This window comes from Gemmiger sp. An50, assembly GCF_002161595.1.
Taxonomy (GTDB): domain Bacteria; phylum Bacillota; class Clostridia; order Oscillospirales; family Ruminococcaceae; genus Allofournierella.
This window is the reverse complement of the sequence record NZ_NFID01000009.1, coordinates 34,059-50,337: the sequence shown is the minus strand read 5'-3', so window position 1 is coordinate 50,337 and position 16,279 is coordinate 34,059. Positions and strand designations below refer to the sequence as shown.

9 protein-coding genes are annotated in these 16,279 nt (G+C 59.1%); 1 reads left to right on the top strand and 8 read right to left on the bottom strand.

Annotation, left to right across the window (positions count from 1 at the left end):
* Positions 1–2: 2 nt before the first annotated feature.
* From B5G03_RS09305 to B5G03_RS09275, 7 genes are all read right to left on the bottom strand, one after another.
* Complete coding sequence (locus B5G03_RS09305) at positions 3–1,847, bottom strand: ABC transporter permease (protein WP_481808413.1); 1,845 nt, start codon at positions 1,845–1,847, stop codon at positions 3–5.
* A gap of 723 nt (positions 1,848–2,570) precedes the next feature.
* The gene (locus B5G03_RS09300; protein ID WP_087181437.1) at positions 2,571–3,242 is read right to left on the bottom strand and encodes an ABC transporter ATP-binding protein; all 672 of its coding nucleotides are present in this window, start codon (positions 3,240–3,242) and stop codon (positions 2,571–2,573) included.
* Between the two features lie 133 nt (positions 3,243–3,375).
* Positions 3,376–4,323 carry a sensor histidine kinase gene (locus tag B5G03_RS09295; protein ID WP_087181436.1) on the bottom strand — a complete coding sequence of 316 codons (948 nt, stop codon included), beginning with the start codon at positions 4,321–4,323 and terminating at the stop codon, positions 3,376–3,378.
* Positions 4,316–5,002 carry a response regulator transcription factor gene (locus B5G03_RS09290; protein WP_087181435.1) on the bottom strand — a complete coding sequence of 229 codons (687 nt, stop codon included), beginning with the start codon at positions 5,000–5,002 and terminating at the stop codon, positions 4,316–4,318. The genes B5G03_RS09295 and B5G03_RS09290 overlap by 8 nt, the downstream gene beginning before the upstream one ends.
* Positions 5,003–5,021: 19 nt before the next feature.
* A complete protein-coding gene (gene uvrA / locus B5G03_RS09285) occupies positions 5,022–7,862 on the bottom strand; it encodes an excinuclease ABC subunit UvrA (protein ID WP_087181434.1) in 2,841 nt (946 codons plus the stop codon).
* Between the two features lie 3 nt (positions 7,863–7,865).
* Positions 7,866–9,881, bottom strand: coding sequence for an excinuclease ABC subunit UvrB (gene uvrB, locus B5G03_RS09280; RefSeq protein WP_087181433.1), 2,016 nt, complete (start codon positions 9,879–9,881; stop codon positions 7,866–7,868).
* A gap of 53 nt (positions 9,882–9,934) precedes the next feature.
* Entirely contained in the window at positions 9,935–10,630 is a 696-nt protein-coding gene (locus B5G03_RS09275) for a JAB domain-containing protein (protein ID WP_058962927.1), read from the bottom strand.
* Between the two features lie 95 nt (positions 10,631–10,725).
* Here B5G03_RS09275 and B5G03_RS09270 point away from each other — a divergent pair, with 95 nt between their 5' ends.
* Entirely contained in the window at positions 10,726–11,691 is a 966-nt protein-coding gene (locus B5G03_RS09270) for an RluA family pseudouridine synthase (RefSeq protein ID WP_087181432.1), read from the top strand.
* A 272-nt stretch (positions 11,692–11,963) separates the two neighbouring features.
* Here B5G03_RS09270 and B5G03_RS09265 read toward each other — a convergent pair whose 3' ends face one another.
* Positions 11,964–16,250: a PolC-type DNA polymerase III gene (locus tag B5G03_RS09265; RefSeq protein WP_087181431.1), complete on the bottom strand. Its 4,287-nt coding sequence runs from the start codon at positions 16,248–16,250 to the stop codon at positions 11,964–11,966.
* Between the last annotated feature and the right edge of the window lie 29 nt (positions 16,251–16,279).

Sequence of the window (16,279 nt, the reverse complement as noted above, 5' to 3'; positions counted from 1 at the left end):
GGTTATTCCGCCTGCCGCATCCGTTCCACCACCGGCTGCCCGGCACCGAAGTGCAGCGCCAGCCGTGGGATCGCAATTCCCAGCACTGCCAGCACCGGAATGGCCGCCAGCAGCGGCCAGATCACAAACCGGTAGCTGGTAAAGAACAGGCTATCCACCAGCGGCTTCACGCAGAGCAGCGAAACGCCGACCCCCACGCCCAGGCTGCACAGGATGGTGAACAGCGCATAGCAGCTGCCCTCCAGCGCAACCATCGTCTGAAGCTGCCGCCTGGTCATGCCGATGGCCTCCAGCATGGAAAATTCCCGGCGGCGGGTGATGATGCCCGTCAAGATGGAGTTGATGAAGTTCAGCACACCGATCAGCCCGATTACAAGCGAGAGCGAACCGCCCACCGCTACAAACAGGAACCGGATTCCAGAATATTCCTGGATATAGCCATCCCGGGAACGGTAATCCATCAGCGGGTCGATCTGATTGGTATAACTATTCAGGTATTGCTCCATGGCCTCCACCGACTCCGGCTCCACCTCAAAGGCGTAGTTCATCTTGTTGGCTGTGTTGCACATTTCTGCATACACATCCGCCGTAGTGTAATAGACAAATTCGGAAAAGCTGGCCTGCGCTGTCTCGCAGTAATAGGCGGGGTTGATCACCGAGAGGATGGTGAAGGTATGCCGGGCGCCATCTGCATCGTACAGGGTAACCACATCACCCACTTTGTGGCGCTGGTCCGGCTCCAGCTTGCCCTCGTCGTTCACCTGGCCCGCAAACAGGATATATTCACCGGTGGCAAGCTTCTGCTGGATCGTTTCCGGGTCACGCTCCCCTTCCATTATCTGCAGATTATCCAGAATGAAATCGTCCGCTCCATAGATTACAGTGAAGGGATTTTTTGCATCGTCCACTGCCTGCGGCCGGTTTCTTCCATCGGAACGGCAGGGGTTTCCCGCTTCGTCCCATATGGTATCCTCCGGCCACTGATACTCCTCCGTCCAGGAATAGATATCGCACCAGATCGCGCCACCCTGCACAAAACCCTCTTGCGCCTGCACATTGGCAATTAATGTATCGCTCACCGCATCCTCACCGTCCAGTGCGCGGAAGGAGTCGATTCCCCAATAGCGGGCGTTGGCTATCACAAAGTCTGTTTTGATAAAACGGGCCAGATATTTGTCCATGTCAAAGCTGCCTGTCAGCGTGAACACACTGTTCATAAGCACCAGCGAAAGGCTCATAGAGAGGACCACCAGCACAGCGCGGCGCTTGTTGCGCCCCACATTAGACAGAGCCATTCGCCAGAGCTTCCCGCCGCCGGTGGAGCGCTTTGCCTTTTTGGCGGTCCTGCCGTTTCCTTCGGTATACCTGACAGCCTCCACCGGAGAAACCTTTGCGGCAAGCCGGGCGGGCTTGCGCATGCTCAGCAGCACGGTGATCACCGAAAAGGCCGCAGCCCCCAGAAAAACCGCCGGGTTCAGCGCCAGTTTGACATCGTCCACCGTATTGACCATCTGCAAAATGAGCGGTGTGAACGCGGTGCCCAGCAAAAAGCCCAGCACCAGCCCCACAGGGATGCCAAAGCCGCACAGCACCAGCGCCTGGCGGCGCAGAATCCGCCGGATCTGTTTTGCGGTGGTCCCGATGGTTTTCAGCAGTCCGTAATAGCGGATGTCCTGCATGACGGAAATCTGAAAAATATTATAGATGATCAGATATCCGGTGAGCATGATGAGTAGAAGAAGGCCTGCCACTGCGCCGATGCTGGTCCAGTCGGTGATGCCTGCACCCACATAGGCCCAGTTTTCGTTCCACTCCACCTCTTCCGCAAAGCCCGCCTTTTCGGCCATGGCCCGCAGCTTACCGCTGATATTGATGCCATTGGAAAAGGTTACGTCACACTGAATCAATCCCACCTGGCTGCCGGTCTGTTCGCTTGCCTCGGCCAGTTCACCGGCATGCTCCGTGAGATAGGCCTCGCTCACGATTCCGAAGCCCGTGTTCATGATATCGCTGTAGCCGAACCAACCCACCAGCGTGAACTGACGCTCGATCACCGGCTGGTCATACCCCATCTTAAGCTGCAACGTAATCGTTTGTCCTTCCTCCGGAGTGATTCCCAGCAGCTCCAGACTTCGCTCATCCATGGCGATCTCGTCTGCCGCCTGGGGCGCGCGGCCGCCGGTCAGCTGGCAGAACCGGCGCTCATATGCCTCCGGCGGCTGATACCACAGCTCCAGATGACGCTTTAAAAACTCCGGATTTTCCACCTCATAGGCACAGATGATGTTCCGGTCCAGAATGGCGCCCGCCGGGGCCGCCTGTTTAAGCCGGTCGAACTGTTCCTGGGTAAGATCCTTGAAGGTACCGTGGGCGCTGCCGCCGGACTGGAGCATGGTGCTGTATTGAAAGGAAGCAATCAGATTGCCACCAATGGAAAACACACTGGTGAACAGAATGGTGGTGAGTATAATTGCCAGAATAGCAATCAGATTACGGCCCCGGTTTGCCCGGAAGCTTTTGTCCGCCAGGCGATACAAAGCCTTGCGGTTGTCGATCTTTAACACAGCCCATCACCGCCCTTCCCGGATGCGACCGTCCTCAATGCGCACAATCCGGTCCGCCAGCTGGGCAATCTCCTCGTTGTGGGTGATCATTACAATGGTCTGTCCAAATCGTTCACTGGTCACCCGAAGCAGGCTGAGCACATCCTGACTGGTCTTGGAATCCAGATTGCCGGTGGGTTCGTCTGCCAAAAGAATGGCGGGCTTGGTGGCCAACGCCCGGGCAATAGCCACCCGCTGCTGCTGGCCACCGGAAAGCTGGCTGGGCAGGCTTTGCAGTTTGTTTTCCAGCCCCAGCGTGGCGATGATCCGGCTCACAAAGGCCCGGTCCACCCGGTTGCCATCCAGCTCAATGGGCAGCACGATGTTCTCGTATACGTTCAGCACCGGTACCAGATTGTAGCTTTGGAACACAAAACCGATCTTGCGGCGGCGGAAGATGGTGAGGGCATCCTTTTTCAGCTGAAAGATGTCCTTGCCCTCCACCAGCACCTTGCCGCTGGTGGGTTCATCCAGCCCGCCCAGCATGTGCAGCAGAGTGGATTTTCCGCTGCCGCTGATGCCCACGATGGCCACAAACTCCCCCTCTTTCACCGTCAGGTCCACCCCGTCCAGGGCGCGCACCTGGGTCTCGCCCTCGCCGTAGTATTTTTTCAGCGCTCTTGTTTCCAGAACGTTCATTCCTCCAAAACCTCCCGATAAAAATAGTCTGTGCGGTAAAGAGTGCGCGAACGCACTTTTCTTTACAGCACAGACTATACCAAACAAAGCTTACCGCAGCCTTACAGGCAGCGGGACAAATCGAACAGTTCTGTCACATTTGCGCTTCCAGGGGCAGATACAGCGAAAACTCGCTGCCCTTGCCCGGCTCCGAGGCAAGCTTGATGTAACCGCCCTGCAGCGTGGCAATCTGCCTTGCCAGGGCCAGTCCTACTCCGACACCCGGGCTTTTTGCCGCAGCGCTGCCCCGGTAAAACCGCCGAAATACCGCCGCCTGCTCCGATTCCGGAATGCCGGGACCGTCGTCCCTCACGGCAATACGGCAGAACATGGCATACTGCTCACAGGCAACAGATACATGCCCGCCCGCCGGGGTGTACTTGATGGCGTTGTCCACCAGGTTGCCCACCGCCTCCTGGGTCCACTTGCAGTCAAAGCAGGCCCGGGCACCCGTGGATAAAACCCGCAGCGAAACACCCTTTTGCTCTGCCACAGGCCGGAAGGAATGTTCCAGCGCCTGCAGCAACGGCTCCAGCGATTGAACCTGGGCCACGGGCTGAACAACTCCGCTTTCCAGGCGGGACAGCTTAACCAGCGCCTCGATTAAAAACCGGAGCTTTTCCGCCTCGGTGTTGATCTGAGCCAGCATGGGGCGGGCAGCTTCGGGCAGTGGCTGCTCATCCAGCAGCTGCCCATAGAGCAGAATGTTTGCCAGCGGGGTCTTGGTCTGATGGGAGATATCTCCCATCAGGGACTTGATGCGTCCCCGGTCCTCCTCGATGGCCCTGCGGGAAAGCTGGCTGGAGTGCAGAAACCGGCTCAGCTTCTCCTCCAGACGGGAAAGCCGGGCTTCGCTGTAGTCACCCTGTTCAAAGCTGCCCGCAATGGCCTGCTCCAGCATCTGTTCCAGGCGGCGCATGGTGCGCCGGGTGTACCAGCCATATACGGCAACACCAACACCTGCCGCCGCGACCACCAGCGCGCCCAATCCCAGCAGCAGGGCCAGCTGCCCGGGAGTGACGCTGAAAAACCAGTCATTCATCGGCGTTCCCCTTCCAGGTATAGCCCACACCATAGACCGTTTGGATATAGCTGGGGCGGCGCGGGTCCTCTTCCAGCTTGGCGCGCAGACGGCGCACTGCTACCGACAGGGTATTTTCGTCCACGAACTCTCCGCCGTCCCACACCTGGTCCAGCAAGGTATCCCGGGGAACAATCTGCCCCCGGTTTTTCACCAGCAGCTGGAGCAGGCGCTGTTCGGTGCGGCTGAGCACAACTTCAACACCCTGCTTTTCAAATCGAAGCCGGGCGAAATCGAACCGGAAGGGGCCGATCTCTACCAGCTCCGGCCCGGCGGGTGCGCGGCGGCGCAGCGCGGCAGTGACCCTTGCCCGCAGCACCGCCAGGCTGAAGGGCTTGGTGATATAATCGTCACCGCCCGCTTCCAGTGCCGCCACCTCGCTGTACTCGGTATCATTGGCGGTGAGAAAAAGCACCGGCACCGGGTCCCGCCGGCTGCGCAGCTGGCGGCAAAGCTCCAGCCCGTTGCCGTCCGGCAGACCCAGATCCAGAAGGATCAGAGCGAACACTCGCGTTTGCAGCGCCTGCCGGGCCTCGGCCAGCGAGGCACAGCGAACAAATTCATAGGGCTGCTGACTGAAAGCGAGAGCAATCCCCTCGCTCAGCGCCGCGTCGTCTTCCACCAACAGGATGGTTTCCATGGAATCCCTCTTTGCTTTCTTATTCGGTCACCCGGTCCCGCTCCAGGATAGGGCCCAGATATTTGCCAGTGTAGGAGGCGTGCACCTTGGCTACCTCTTCCGGGGTGCCGGTGGCCACGATGGTACCGCCCTCGTCGCCGCCCTCGGGGCCCAGATCAATGATATAATCCGCCCGCTTGATAATGTCCAGATTGTGCTCAATGATGACCACGGTGTTGCCCGCGTCCACCAGACGATCCAGTACGGTAATAAGCTTGTGCACATCCGCCACATGCAGGCCGGTGCTGGGCTCGTCCAGCACGTATACGGTCTGGCCGGTCTCCCGCTTGGCCAGCTCCAGCGCCAGCTTCACACGCTGAGCCTCACCGCCGGAAAGGGTGGTTGCACTCTGGCCCAGCTTGATGTAGCCAAGGCCCACATCCAGCAAAGTCTGCAGCTTGCGGTGGATGCGGGGAATGTTGGCAAAGAAGGTGCAGGCCTCCTCCACCGTCATGTCCAGCACGTCGGCAATGCTCTTGTCCTTGTATTTTACCTCCAGAGTCTCCCGGTTGTAGCGGGCACCCTTACACACCTCACAGGGCACGAAGATATCCGGCAAAAAGTGCATCTCGATCTGCACAATACCGTCGCCCTCACAGGCTTCGCATCGTCCGCCCTTCACGTTGAAGCTGAACCGGCCGGGGCCGTAGCCGCGCATCTTGGCGTCCTGGGTCTGGGCAAACACGTTGCGGATGTCGGTGAACACGCCGGTATAGGTGGCCGGGTTGGAACGGGGCGTACGGCCGATGGGTGCCTGGTCAATGCCGATGACCTTGTCCACGTTTTCCAGGCCCTTGATCTCCTTGTATTTGCCGGGGCGGCGCTTGGCGCCGTTCAGCTCCATGGCCAGGGCCTTGTAGAAGATCTCATTGATCAGGCTGGACTTACCGCTGCCGGATACGCCGGTCACGCAGATCATCTTGCCCAGCGGGATATCCACGTTCACATTCTTCAGGTTGTTCTCGGCCGCGCCCACGATGCGCAGCCTTTTGCCGTTGCCCTTGCGGCGGGTGGCAGGTACCTCGATCCGCTTGCGGCCGGACAGATACGCACCGGTGATGCTGCGGGGGGCCTTACAGATGTCCTCCACCGAGCCCTCGGCCACCACTTCGCCGCCGTGCACACCCGCGCCGGGGCCGATGTCCACGATGTAGTCCGCCTGACGCATGGTGTCCTCGTCATGCTCCACCACCACCAGGGTGTTGCCCAGATCCCGCAGCCGTTTCAGGGTGGCGATCAGCTTGTCGTTGTCCCGCTGGTGCAGGCCGATGCTGGGCTCGTCCAGCACATAAAGTACGCCGGTGAGGGCGCTGCCAATCTGGGTGGCCAGTCGGATGCGCTGGCTCTCGCCGCCGGACAAACCGGACGCACCCCGGGCAAGGGTCAGGTAATCCAGGCCCACGCTCTGCAAAAAGCCCAAGCGCTCGCGCACCTCTTTCAGGATACCGTCACCAATACGGTGCTCCTGATCGGTCAGCTGGATGTCGTTGATGAAGTTCAGCTCCTGGCGCACGCTCATCTCGCACAGGTCGCTGATGTTCACCCCGCCCACGGTGACCGCCAGGCTGGTGGGCTTGAGCCGCTTGCCGTGGCAATCCGGGCATTCCACGCCGTTCATCACGGTGGCGATCTCTTCCTTCATCCATTCGCTGCTGGTCTCCCGGAAGCGGCGTTCCAGGTTGTTCACGATGCCCTCGAATTCGTTCAGGTAACGGCCGGAACCGAACTCGTTTTCCCGGTACATCTCGATGCGTTCGCCGCCGGTGCCGTAAAGAATGGCGTTCACCGCCTCGGCGCTCATCTCCTTGATGGGAGTGTCCAGTGTGAAGCCGTATTTTTTACCCAGGCCCTTATAGTACATCTCGCTTACCGAGCCCTCAGCGTAGTACCAGCCGCTGGCCTTGATGGCACCCTCCCGGATGGACAGGTCCTTGTTGGGAATGATCAGCTCCGGGTCCACCCGCATGAAGGTACCCAGACCGGTGCAGCGTTCACAAGCTCCGAAGGGGTTGTTGAAGCTGAACATGCGGGGTTCCAGCTCGTCGATGGAGATGCCGTGGTCTGGGCAGGCATAGCTCTGGCTGAACTGCATCTCCTCCCCGCCGTTCACATCGATGGTCACCAAGCCGCCGGTGAGGGCGATGGCTGTTTCCAGCGAATCCGCCAGACGGCTCTGCACGGTGTCGTTGATAACCAGACGGTCCACCACGATCTCCACCGTGTGCTTTTTGTTCTTTTCCAGACTGATCTCTTCATCCAGGTCATAGAGGTTGCCGTCGATGCGCACGCGGGCATAGCCGCCCCGCCGGGCTGCCTCCAGCTCCTTCTGCTGGGTGCCCTTACGGCCCCGCACCACCGGGGCCAGCACCTGGAATTTGGTGCCCTTGGGCAGCGCCAGAATGGCGTCCACCATCTGGTCCACCGTCTGCTGGCTGATGACCCGGCCGCAGATGGGGCAATGGGGTACGCCGATGCGGGCGTACAAAAGGCGCAGATAATCGTAGATTTCCGTCACGGTACCCACGGTGGACCGGGGGTTCCGGTTGGTGGTCTTCTGGTCGATGGAGATGGCCGGCGAAAGTCCCTGGATGTCGTCCACATCCGGCTTTTCCATCTGGCCCAGGAACTGGCGGGCGTAGCTGGAAAGGCTCTCCATATAACGGCGCTGGCCATCCGCGTAAATGGTATCGAAGGCCAGGCTGGACTTGCCGCTGCCGGACAGGCCGGTCATGACGATCAGCTTGTCCCGCGGGATGGTCAAATCAACATTTTTCAGGTTGTGCTCGCGGGCACCCTTGATGACGATCTTATCGTTATTCAATGCTCAGAACTTTCCTTTCCTCTTTTTCGGCTTTGTTTCGTTGGCATCGTCGCTGGGATTCTCGCCCCGGCGCAGCTTTTCAATGCGGTCACGCAGGAAGGCCGCGTGCTCGAATTCCAGCAGCTTGGCCGCCTCCTTCATCTCGCGGGTCAGGCGGGTGATCAGCTGCTCCCGCTCCGCCTTGCTCATGCGGCGGGTGCCAAACTTTGCGTTCTCCTTGTGGTCGCTGATCTCGATGCTGTCGCGGATGCTCTTCACGATGGTTTTCGGGGTAATGCCATGGGCCTCGTTGTAGGCCATCTGAATGGAGCGGCGGCGCTCGGTTTCGGTGATGGCCTTCTCCATGCTGGGAGTAACCTCATCCGCATACATGATGACAATGCCGTCCGCATTTCGGGCGGCGCGGCCGATGGTCTGCACCAGACTGGTCTCGCTGCGCAGGAAACCTTCCTTGTCCGCATCCAGAATCGCCACCAGCGAAACCTCGGGCAGGTCCAGGCCCTCGCGCAGCAGGTTGATGCCCACGATCACGTCGATGGTGCCGGTGCGCAGATCCTTGATCAGCTCCATGCGCTCGAAGGTATCCACCTCGTGGTGCATGTACTTGACCTTGACCCCGTGCTCGGTGAGGAAGTCGGTCAGGTCCTCGGCCATCTTCTTGGTCAGGGTGGTCACCAGCACCCGCTCGTTTCGGGCGGTGCGCTGGTTGATCTCGCCCAGCAGGTCCTCGATCTGGCCCTCCACCGGCTTGACGATGATCTGGGGGTCCAAAAGGCCGGTGGGGCGGATCACCTGCTCGGCCACCCGCACACTGTGCTCCCGTTCGTATTCACCGGGCGTTGCGCTCACGAACACAATCTGGTTCAGCTTGCTTTCCACCTCCTCGAATTTTAGGGGGCGGTTGTCGAAAGCGGAGGGCAGTCGGAAGCCAAAGTCCACCAGGGTTTTCTTGCGGGCGTAGTCGCCGCCGTACATGGCCCGCAGCTGGGGCAGCATCACGTGGCTCTCGTCCACAAAGAGCAGGAAGTCCTTGGGGAAGTAGTCCAGCAGCGTGGTGGGGGTGGAGCCGGGAGCGCGGCCGGAAAGCACCGCGGAATAGTTCTCGATGCCCTTGCACATGCCCACTTCCTGGAGCATCTCCATGTCGTAGTTGGTGCGCTGGGCAATGCGCTGGGCCTCCAGCAGCTTGCCCTCCTCGGTGAACTTCTTCACCTGCCGGTCCATCTCTTCCCGGATGCTCACAAGGCCCGCCTGCATCTTTTCCGGGGAAACGATGTAATGGCTGGCCGGGAAGATGGCCACGTGCTTGACCACGTTTTTTCGCTCGCCGGTGAGGGGGTTCATCTCGCTGATGCGATCGATCTCGTCGCCGAAGAATTCCACCCGGATGGCCACGTCGTTCATGTAGGCCAGGTTGATCTCCACCGTGTCGCCCCGCACCCGGAACTTGTTGCGCACAAAGTTGATGTCGTTGCGCTCGTATTGCAGCTTCACCAGCCGCTTGCACAGCTCATCCCGATCCATCTGCATGCCGGGGCGCAGGCTGATGACCATGCTCCGGTAGTCGATGGGGTCGCCCAGACTGTAGATGCAGGACACACTGGCCACGATGATTACATCCCGCCGCTCGGACAGGGCCGCCGTGGCGGAATGGCGCAGCCGGTCGATCTCGTCGTTGATGGCGCTGTCCTTTTCGATGTAGGTATCGGTGGACGGAATATAGGCCTCCGGCTGGTAGTAGTCGTAGTAGGATACAAAATATTCCACCGCGTTCTCCGGGAAGAACTCTCGGAACTCGGTGCAAAGCTGGGCCGCCAGGGTCTTGTTGTGGGCCAGTACCAGTGTGGGCCGGTTGACCTTGGCGATCACGTTGGCCATGGTGAAGGTTTTACCACTGCCGGTCACACCCAGCAGGGTCTGGGCCTTGTCGCCGTTCAGGATGCCCTGGGCCAGTGTTTCAATGGCCTGGGGCTGGTCGCCCGTTGGCTGATAGGGTGCTACAAGTTTAAACTGATCCATTCGATCATCCTTTCTGTTCGCGGGCAGGGCCGCGTGTTTTTCTGCCTTCGGACTCAGGTAAACAGGCTCTGGAACCGGTCACTCTGCCGCAGGGAGATATAGCCGTCCGGCGCAACGATCACATGGTCCACCAGCTTCAGACCAAGGGTCCCCAGCTTCTGGCGGATCTGGCTGGTCAGGTTCATATCCTCGCGGGAGGGCAGCGCAAAGCCTCTGGGGTGATTGTGGGCCAGCACCAGTTGGGTGGCGCCCAGCGTGATCATACGGCTGCTGAGCACATTCACGAACACTGACGAGGCGTTCACCGTGCCCTCAAAACACTTTTCCACCTTGAGGATATGGTTGCGGTCGTCCAGATACATGGCGTAGACCTGCTCCACCCGAGCGCCATAAAACAGCGACTCCATGTGTTCGCCCACCTCTTCCAGGCTTTTCACGGTGCGCACCGGTCGAGTCTTATGCTGGTGATAGCGTCGGTCCACCGCCAGAAACAGGCGGATCAGCCGGGCAGTAGCCGGGCCCACGCCCTCCACCTGAGTGAGCTCCTGCTCACTGGCCTCCAGCACCCGGTCCAGCCCGCCGAAATGGTCCATCAGCGCGTGGGCAATTGGGTTTACATCCTTGCGGGGAATGGCATGAAACAGGATGTATTCCAGCACCTCATGATCGGAAAAGCCGTCGAAGCCGGTCTCTTCAAACCGCTTACGCATCCGCTGGCGGTGGTTTGCGTGGATCTGCTGCTGTGCCATGCTGTGTTCCCCGTTCCCTTCAAAGTTACGCTTTACGCGCTATTCTTTATATTATATACTATTTACAGGTTATTGGAAAGAGAGGAACCTTTTGAATGAAACGCTTTACCGCGGGCACCAATGAGGAAGGCGTGCGCCTTTCCCGTTTTGTGCAAAACGTTACTGTTAATCTGCCCAACAGCTTGCTGTACAAGAGCTTTCGGAACAAACGCATCAAGGTGAACGGCAAAAAAGCCGACGCGGATTACCGCATTCATGCCGGGGATGTGCTGGAGCTTTATATCAACGACGAGTTCTTTTCCGCTGCGCCTGCCCCCAAGGCACCGACCCGCCGCCAGCCGCCGGTTCAGGTGGTTTACGAGGACGAGAATCTGGCGGTGCTGTACAAGCCCGCTCACCTGCTCTGCCACTCGGACCGCACCGGCGACGCCAATCTGGTGGATGCCTTCACCGCTTATCTTACCCAGAAAGGCGAATATATTGCCGGGCAGGAGCACACCTTTGCCCCCGCCCTGTGCAACCGGCTGGACCGGGGCACCGAAGGTCTGGTGGTGGCCGCAAAGAATTACGCCGCGTTGCGGGACATGAACGAAATCATCCGCACCGATTTGGTCCGCAAGGAGTACCTGACCATCACCTTCGGCAAGCCTCCCAAGGGCCGCCACACCGCCTGGCTGCGCCACAATGAATCCAACAACAAGGTGCAGGTGCGTGCCGACGCCGCCGAGGGCTACAAGGAGATTATCACCGAGGTGACCCCGGAAAAGGTAATCGGCCCCTTCACCCTCTGCCGCATCGGACTGGTGACCGGCCGCACTCATCAGATCCGCGCCCATCTGGCTTTTCTGGGGGCGCCGGTTCTGGGCGACATCAAATACGGCAACCGGAAGTGGAACGAGAAGGCCGGACTGAAAACCCAGGCCCTGTGTGCAGTGCAGCTGACCTTCGGCCAGATTCCGGAGGAAAGCTCGCTGCATTACCTGAGCGGCAAGCAGATCCGTTTGGAGCAGCCCCAGATCCTGACCACCTTCAACGACCTGGCCAAACTGGGGCCCCGGTGAATTTTCCCCGGCAGGCGGCTGCATATTTTTGCATTTTGCCCGTTTGAGTGCGGTTCTCCCCTATTTTGGCAGAGGGAAGCTCTTCCTGGTCTTTGCTTTTGAAAAAGTTTTTCACGCCCGTCACGTTCTGTGACGGGCGTTTTTGTCTCTCTTCTTCCACCATAGCATAAGAAAAAAGAGCGAAACATGTTCATAAAACGCGTTTCGCTCTTTTGTTCGAGCTATCTTTTCTCGCCTGCTGCGTTAAAAAGCATACTGCGAGAATCAAACAATCAGAAGAAGCTCACCTGGCTGGTATCCGGCAGGCCGCCCAGAGCACCCACATTTTTCAGGTTCTCCATCACGGCGCTGGAAACGCCGGTGGCCTGCTGAAGCTCTTCGATAGACAGGTACTCCTGCCCGTTAATGGTGGCCCGCTCCAGCGCGACAGCAGCGGACTCACCCACACCTTTCAGCGAGGTAAACGGCAGACGAACCTTACCGTCCTCCACCACATACTGAGTGGCCCGGCTCTTGCCCAACTGAATGGGCAGGAATTCATAGCCGCGGGCCAGCATTTCGTTCACCAGCTGCAGCGAGACCTGGATGTCTTCGTCCTTGGCTTTCCGCTCTTCCCGCAGGCGGGCGTTCACCTCTTTCAAATGCTGCTGGGCTACCTTTACACCGCCCACCGCTGCTTCATAGTCGATGTCATCACCGCGAACGGTGAAGTAGGTGGCGTAGAACGCCTGGGGATGGTACACCTTGAACCACATCAGCCGGATGGCCGCGATCAGGTAAGCCACAGCGTGAGCCTTGGGGAACATATACTTGATCTTGCGGCAGGAATCCATGTACCAGTCCGGCACACCGCACTCCTTCATGGTCTCCTCTGCTCCCGGCGGGAAGCCGCCCTTTGCCACCTTGCCTTTTCGGGTCAGCTCCATGATATTGAAGGCCAGCTTGGGCTCCAGACCCTTGTGCAGCAGGTAGGTCATGATGCTGTCACGACAGCCGATCACGTCGGAAATGGTGCACACGCCGTCCTTGATCAGGTCTTGGGCGTTGCCGTTCCAAACGTCAGTGCCGTGGGAAAGGCCGGAAATCTGAATCAGGTCGCTGAAGTTCTTCGGCTGGGCTTCGATGAGCATCTGCCGCACGAAGGGGGTGCCCAGCTCTGGAATGCCGAAGGTACCGGTCTGGCTGTCGATCTGCTCCGGGGTAACGCCCAGTGCCTCGGTGGAGACCAGAAGGCTGATCACCTTGGTATCATTCATAGGCACCTTTTCCATGGGGATGCCGGTCATGTTCTCCAGATACTTGTACATGGTGGGCACATCGTGGCCCAGCTCATCCAGCTTGAGCAGGGTATCATGGAGATATTTGAATTCGAAGTGGGTGGTAAGCACACCCTTTTCCTTATCGTCGGCGGGGTGCTGGATGGGGCAGAAATCCTGGATCTCGTGCACATCCGGCACAACCACCATGCCGCCCGGGTGCTGGCCGGTGGTGCGCTTCACGCCGGTGCAGCCCTGAGTGAGTCGGTTTTCCTCCGCACGATTCACGATGCGGCCCCGCTCTTCCAGATATTTTTTCACGTAGCCGTAGGCGGTCTTATCCTGCAAACCGGACACAGTGCCCGCCTTGAACACGAACTCCTTGCCGAACAGCTCCTCCGTGTACCGGTGTACGAAGCTCTGGTACTCGCCGGAGAAGTTCAGGTCGATATCCGGCTCCTTGTCGCCGTCAAAGCCCAGGAAGGTCTCAAAGGGGATGTCGTGGCCGTCCACGATCAGGGGCGCGCCGCAGCAGGGGCAGTTTTTATCCGGCAGGTCGAAGCCGTCGGCCACGCTGCCGTCGGTGATGAACTCGCTGTACTGGCAATTGGGGCACAGATAATGAGGCGGCAGGCTGTTTACCTCGGAGATTCCCGAGAAATGGGCCACCGCAGAGGAGCCAACCGAGCCACGGCTGCCCACCTGGTACCCATTTTGGTTTGAAAAGGCAACCAGCTTTACAGCGATTACATACAGTACCGCGAAGCCGTGGCCGCAGATGGAATCCAATTCCCGCTGCAAACGGGCCCGCACCAGCTCCGGCAAGGGGTCGCCGTAGTGCTTTTTCGCGGTGTTCCAGGTGGCGTCGCGCAGCTGCTGCTCAGCGCCCTCGATGGAGGGCGGGAAGGTACCCTTGGGAATGGCCCGCACTCCCCCATCCACCATGTCGGCAATCTTGTTGGGGTTGGTCACCACGATCTCAAAAGCCTTTTCCTTGGGCAGATAATTGAACTGGTTGAGCATATCCTCGGTGGTGCGGTAGTACAGAGGCGCCTGATTGTCCGCGTCCTTGAAGCCGTTGCCGGCCTGCAAAACCGCCCGGTAGACCGAGTCCTCCGGGTCCTGAAAATGCACGTCGCCAGTGGCCACCACCGGCTTGTTCAGCACCTCGCCCAACTTGATGATGGTGCGGTTGAAGTCCTGAATCTTGTCCATGGAATCCACCAGATGCTCCCGCACCATGTATTCGTTATTCCCCAGAGGCTGTACCTCCAGAAAATCGTAGTATTCCGCGATCTGGCACAGCTTTTCAAAGCTCTGACCCTCCACAACAGCTCTGTAAAGTTCGCCTGCTTCACAGGCAGAACCAATCAAAAGTCCGTCCCGGTGCTTGTTCAGAATGCTGCGCGGCACCCGGGGCTTCTTGAAAAAGTAGTTGGTATGAGCCTCGCTAACGATCTTGTACAGATTTTTCAGGCCCACCTGGTTGCGCACCAGGATAATCAGGTGATAATACTTCTTCTTGATGACCTCTTTGTTGCCGCCGCCCAGGCCGATGTTGATGTCTTCCAGCCGCTCGATCTTCTTTTCCGTCAAATCTTCCAGCATCTTGCAGAAGATCTTGGCAAGGGCCATGGCGTCGTCTACCGCCCGGTGATGGTTGAAGGGCTCGATCTCCAGATGGTCGTTGATGGTATCCAGCTTATAGTTGCGCAGGCCTGGATACAGGTTCTGGGCCATGGGCAGCGTGTCGATGTAGGCGTTGTCCAGTTCGATGCCCGCCCGTTTGGCGGCGATGTGCATGAAGCGCATATCGAACTTGTGGGCGTTGTGGGCAATGAGCACCCGACCCTTTGCAAATTCTGCAAACATGCGCACCGCTTCGTCCGGCGTGGGGGCGTCCGCCACCATGCTGTCGTTTATGCCGGTGAGCTCCACGATCTTTGGCGGGATGGGCTTGCCCGGGTTCACGAAGGTACCGAAGGTCTCGGTGATCTGGCCGTTCTCCACCACCACCGCGCCGATCTCGGTGAGGAATTCGGTGTTGGGGTCCAGGCCGGTGGTCTCGGTATCGTACACCACAAAGCTGCCGCTCATGGGGCCGGTGGCTTCACCGTACAGCACCGGGATCATGTCATCCACAAAGTAGGCCTCCACGCCGTAGATGACCTTGAAATCCGGGTCGCTTTTGCGGATGGCATCCGCCGCCAGCATTGCTTCCGGGAAGCCCTGCACCACACCGTGGTCGGTAATAGCGATGGCCCGATGGCCCATGCGATGTGCGGTACGCACGATCTCGCCCGGGTCGCAGAAGCCGTCCATGCTGCTAAGCTTGGTGTGCAGGTGCAGCTCCACCCGCTTCTGGGGGGCGTTGTCCTCCCGCTTGCGGCGTTCCACCTGCAGCACGTCGTAGGGGTAGACCACATAGTCGTGCTCGTACTTATCGTAGGTGCATTCGCCCTTCAACACCAGGGTGGTGCCCTTTTTCAGCTCCTCCCACTTGCTGAAGTCCTCCCCTTCCCGGCTGCGGAGCTTCAGGTTGATGGAGCCGGTGTAGTCGGTGATGGAAACGATGTAGCTCTTCTGGAAGTTGCCTTTTACCTCCACTGCGAACACGTCGCCCCAGATCATCACACGGCCGCCGTCGCCGCCCAGCTCCTTCAGCGGGGTCAGCTCGCCGGGCTTGAAGTTCTTGCCGTGGAACAGCTTAACCGGCTTGTCGGTCAGGTCCAGGCCGGGGATCTTGATGGGCGGCAGGCCCTTCTTCTCCTCAAACTTTACAGTGGGCACCTTCTGCAGAACCTTCTTCTCCCATTCCTCCACCGTGGCGGTCTTGCCGGTCTGGGCAAGCTCCACCTGGGGCAGAGTTCCGGTGCGCTGCTCAATGCGCTGGGCCAGGGCCTGCGGGAACTGAATCTCCTCCAGAATTTTTTTGCCCACTTTAATATGCAGCCGGATGAACTGGTCTTCGATGTCGATGGCGGCATGGTCCAGAAAGCCGTTGACCGGATAATCCTCGTCCCGCAGCTCGCCGATCAGCTTCTGGATGCTCTCCGGGGTGATGGTCTCATAGGGAAAGCTGTTCTGAATCTCCACCTGAAAGCCATCGAACAGAGGGCTGAGCGAAGTGCACAGGCGGTCGCACAGATTCACCGGCAGCGGCGCACCGCTACGCAGATGAATGCGAATCTTCCGGCTTAGGCGCAGCATCTCCACATGCTCCACCAGCACTCCCGCAAAACAGCGGGCAAAGGTCTCGTCCACCGTGAACTGGGGCCACAGTTGTGTTACCAAAGGTTTCAATGGGTTGTCTCCTTTTTTACAAAGCAATG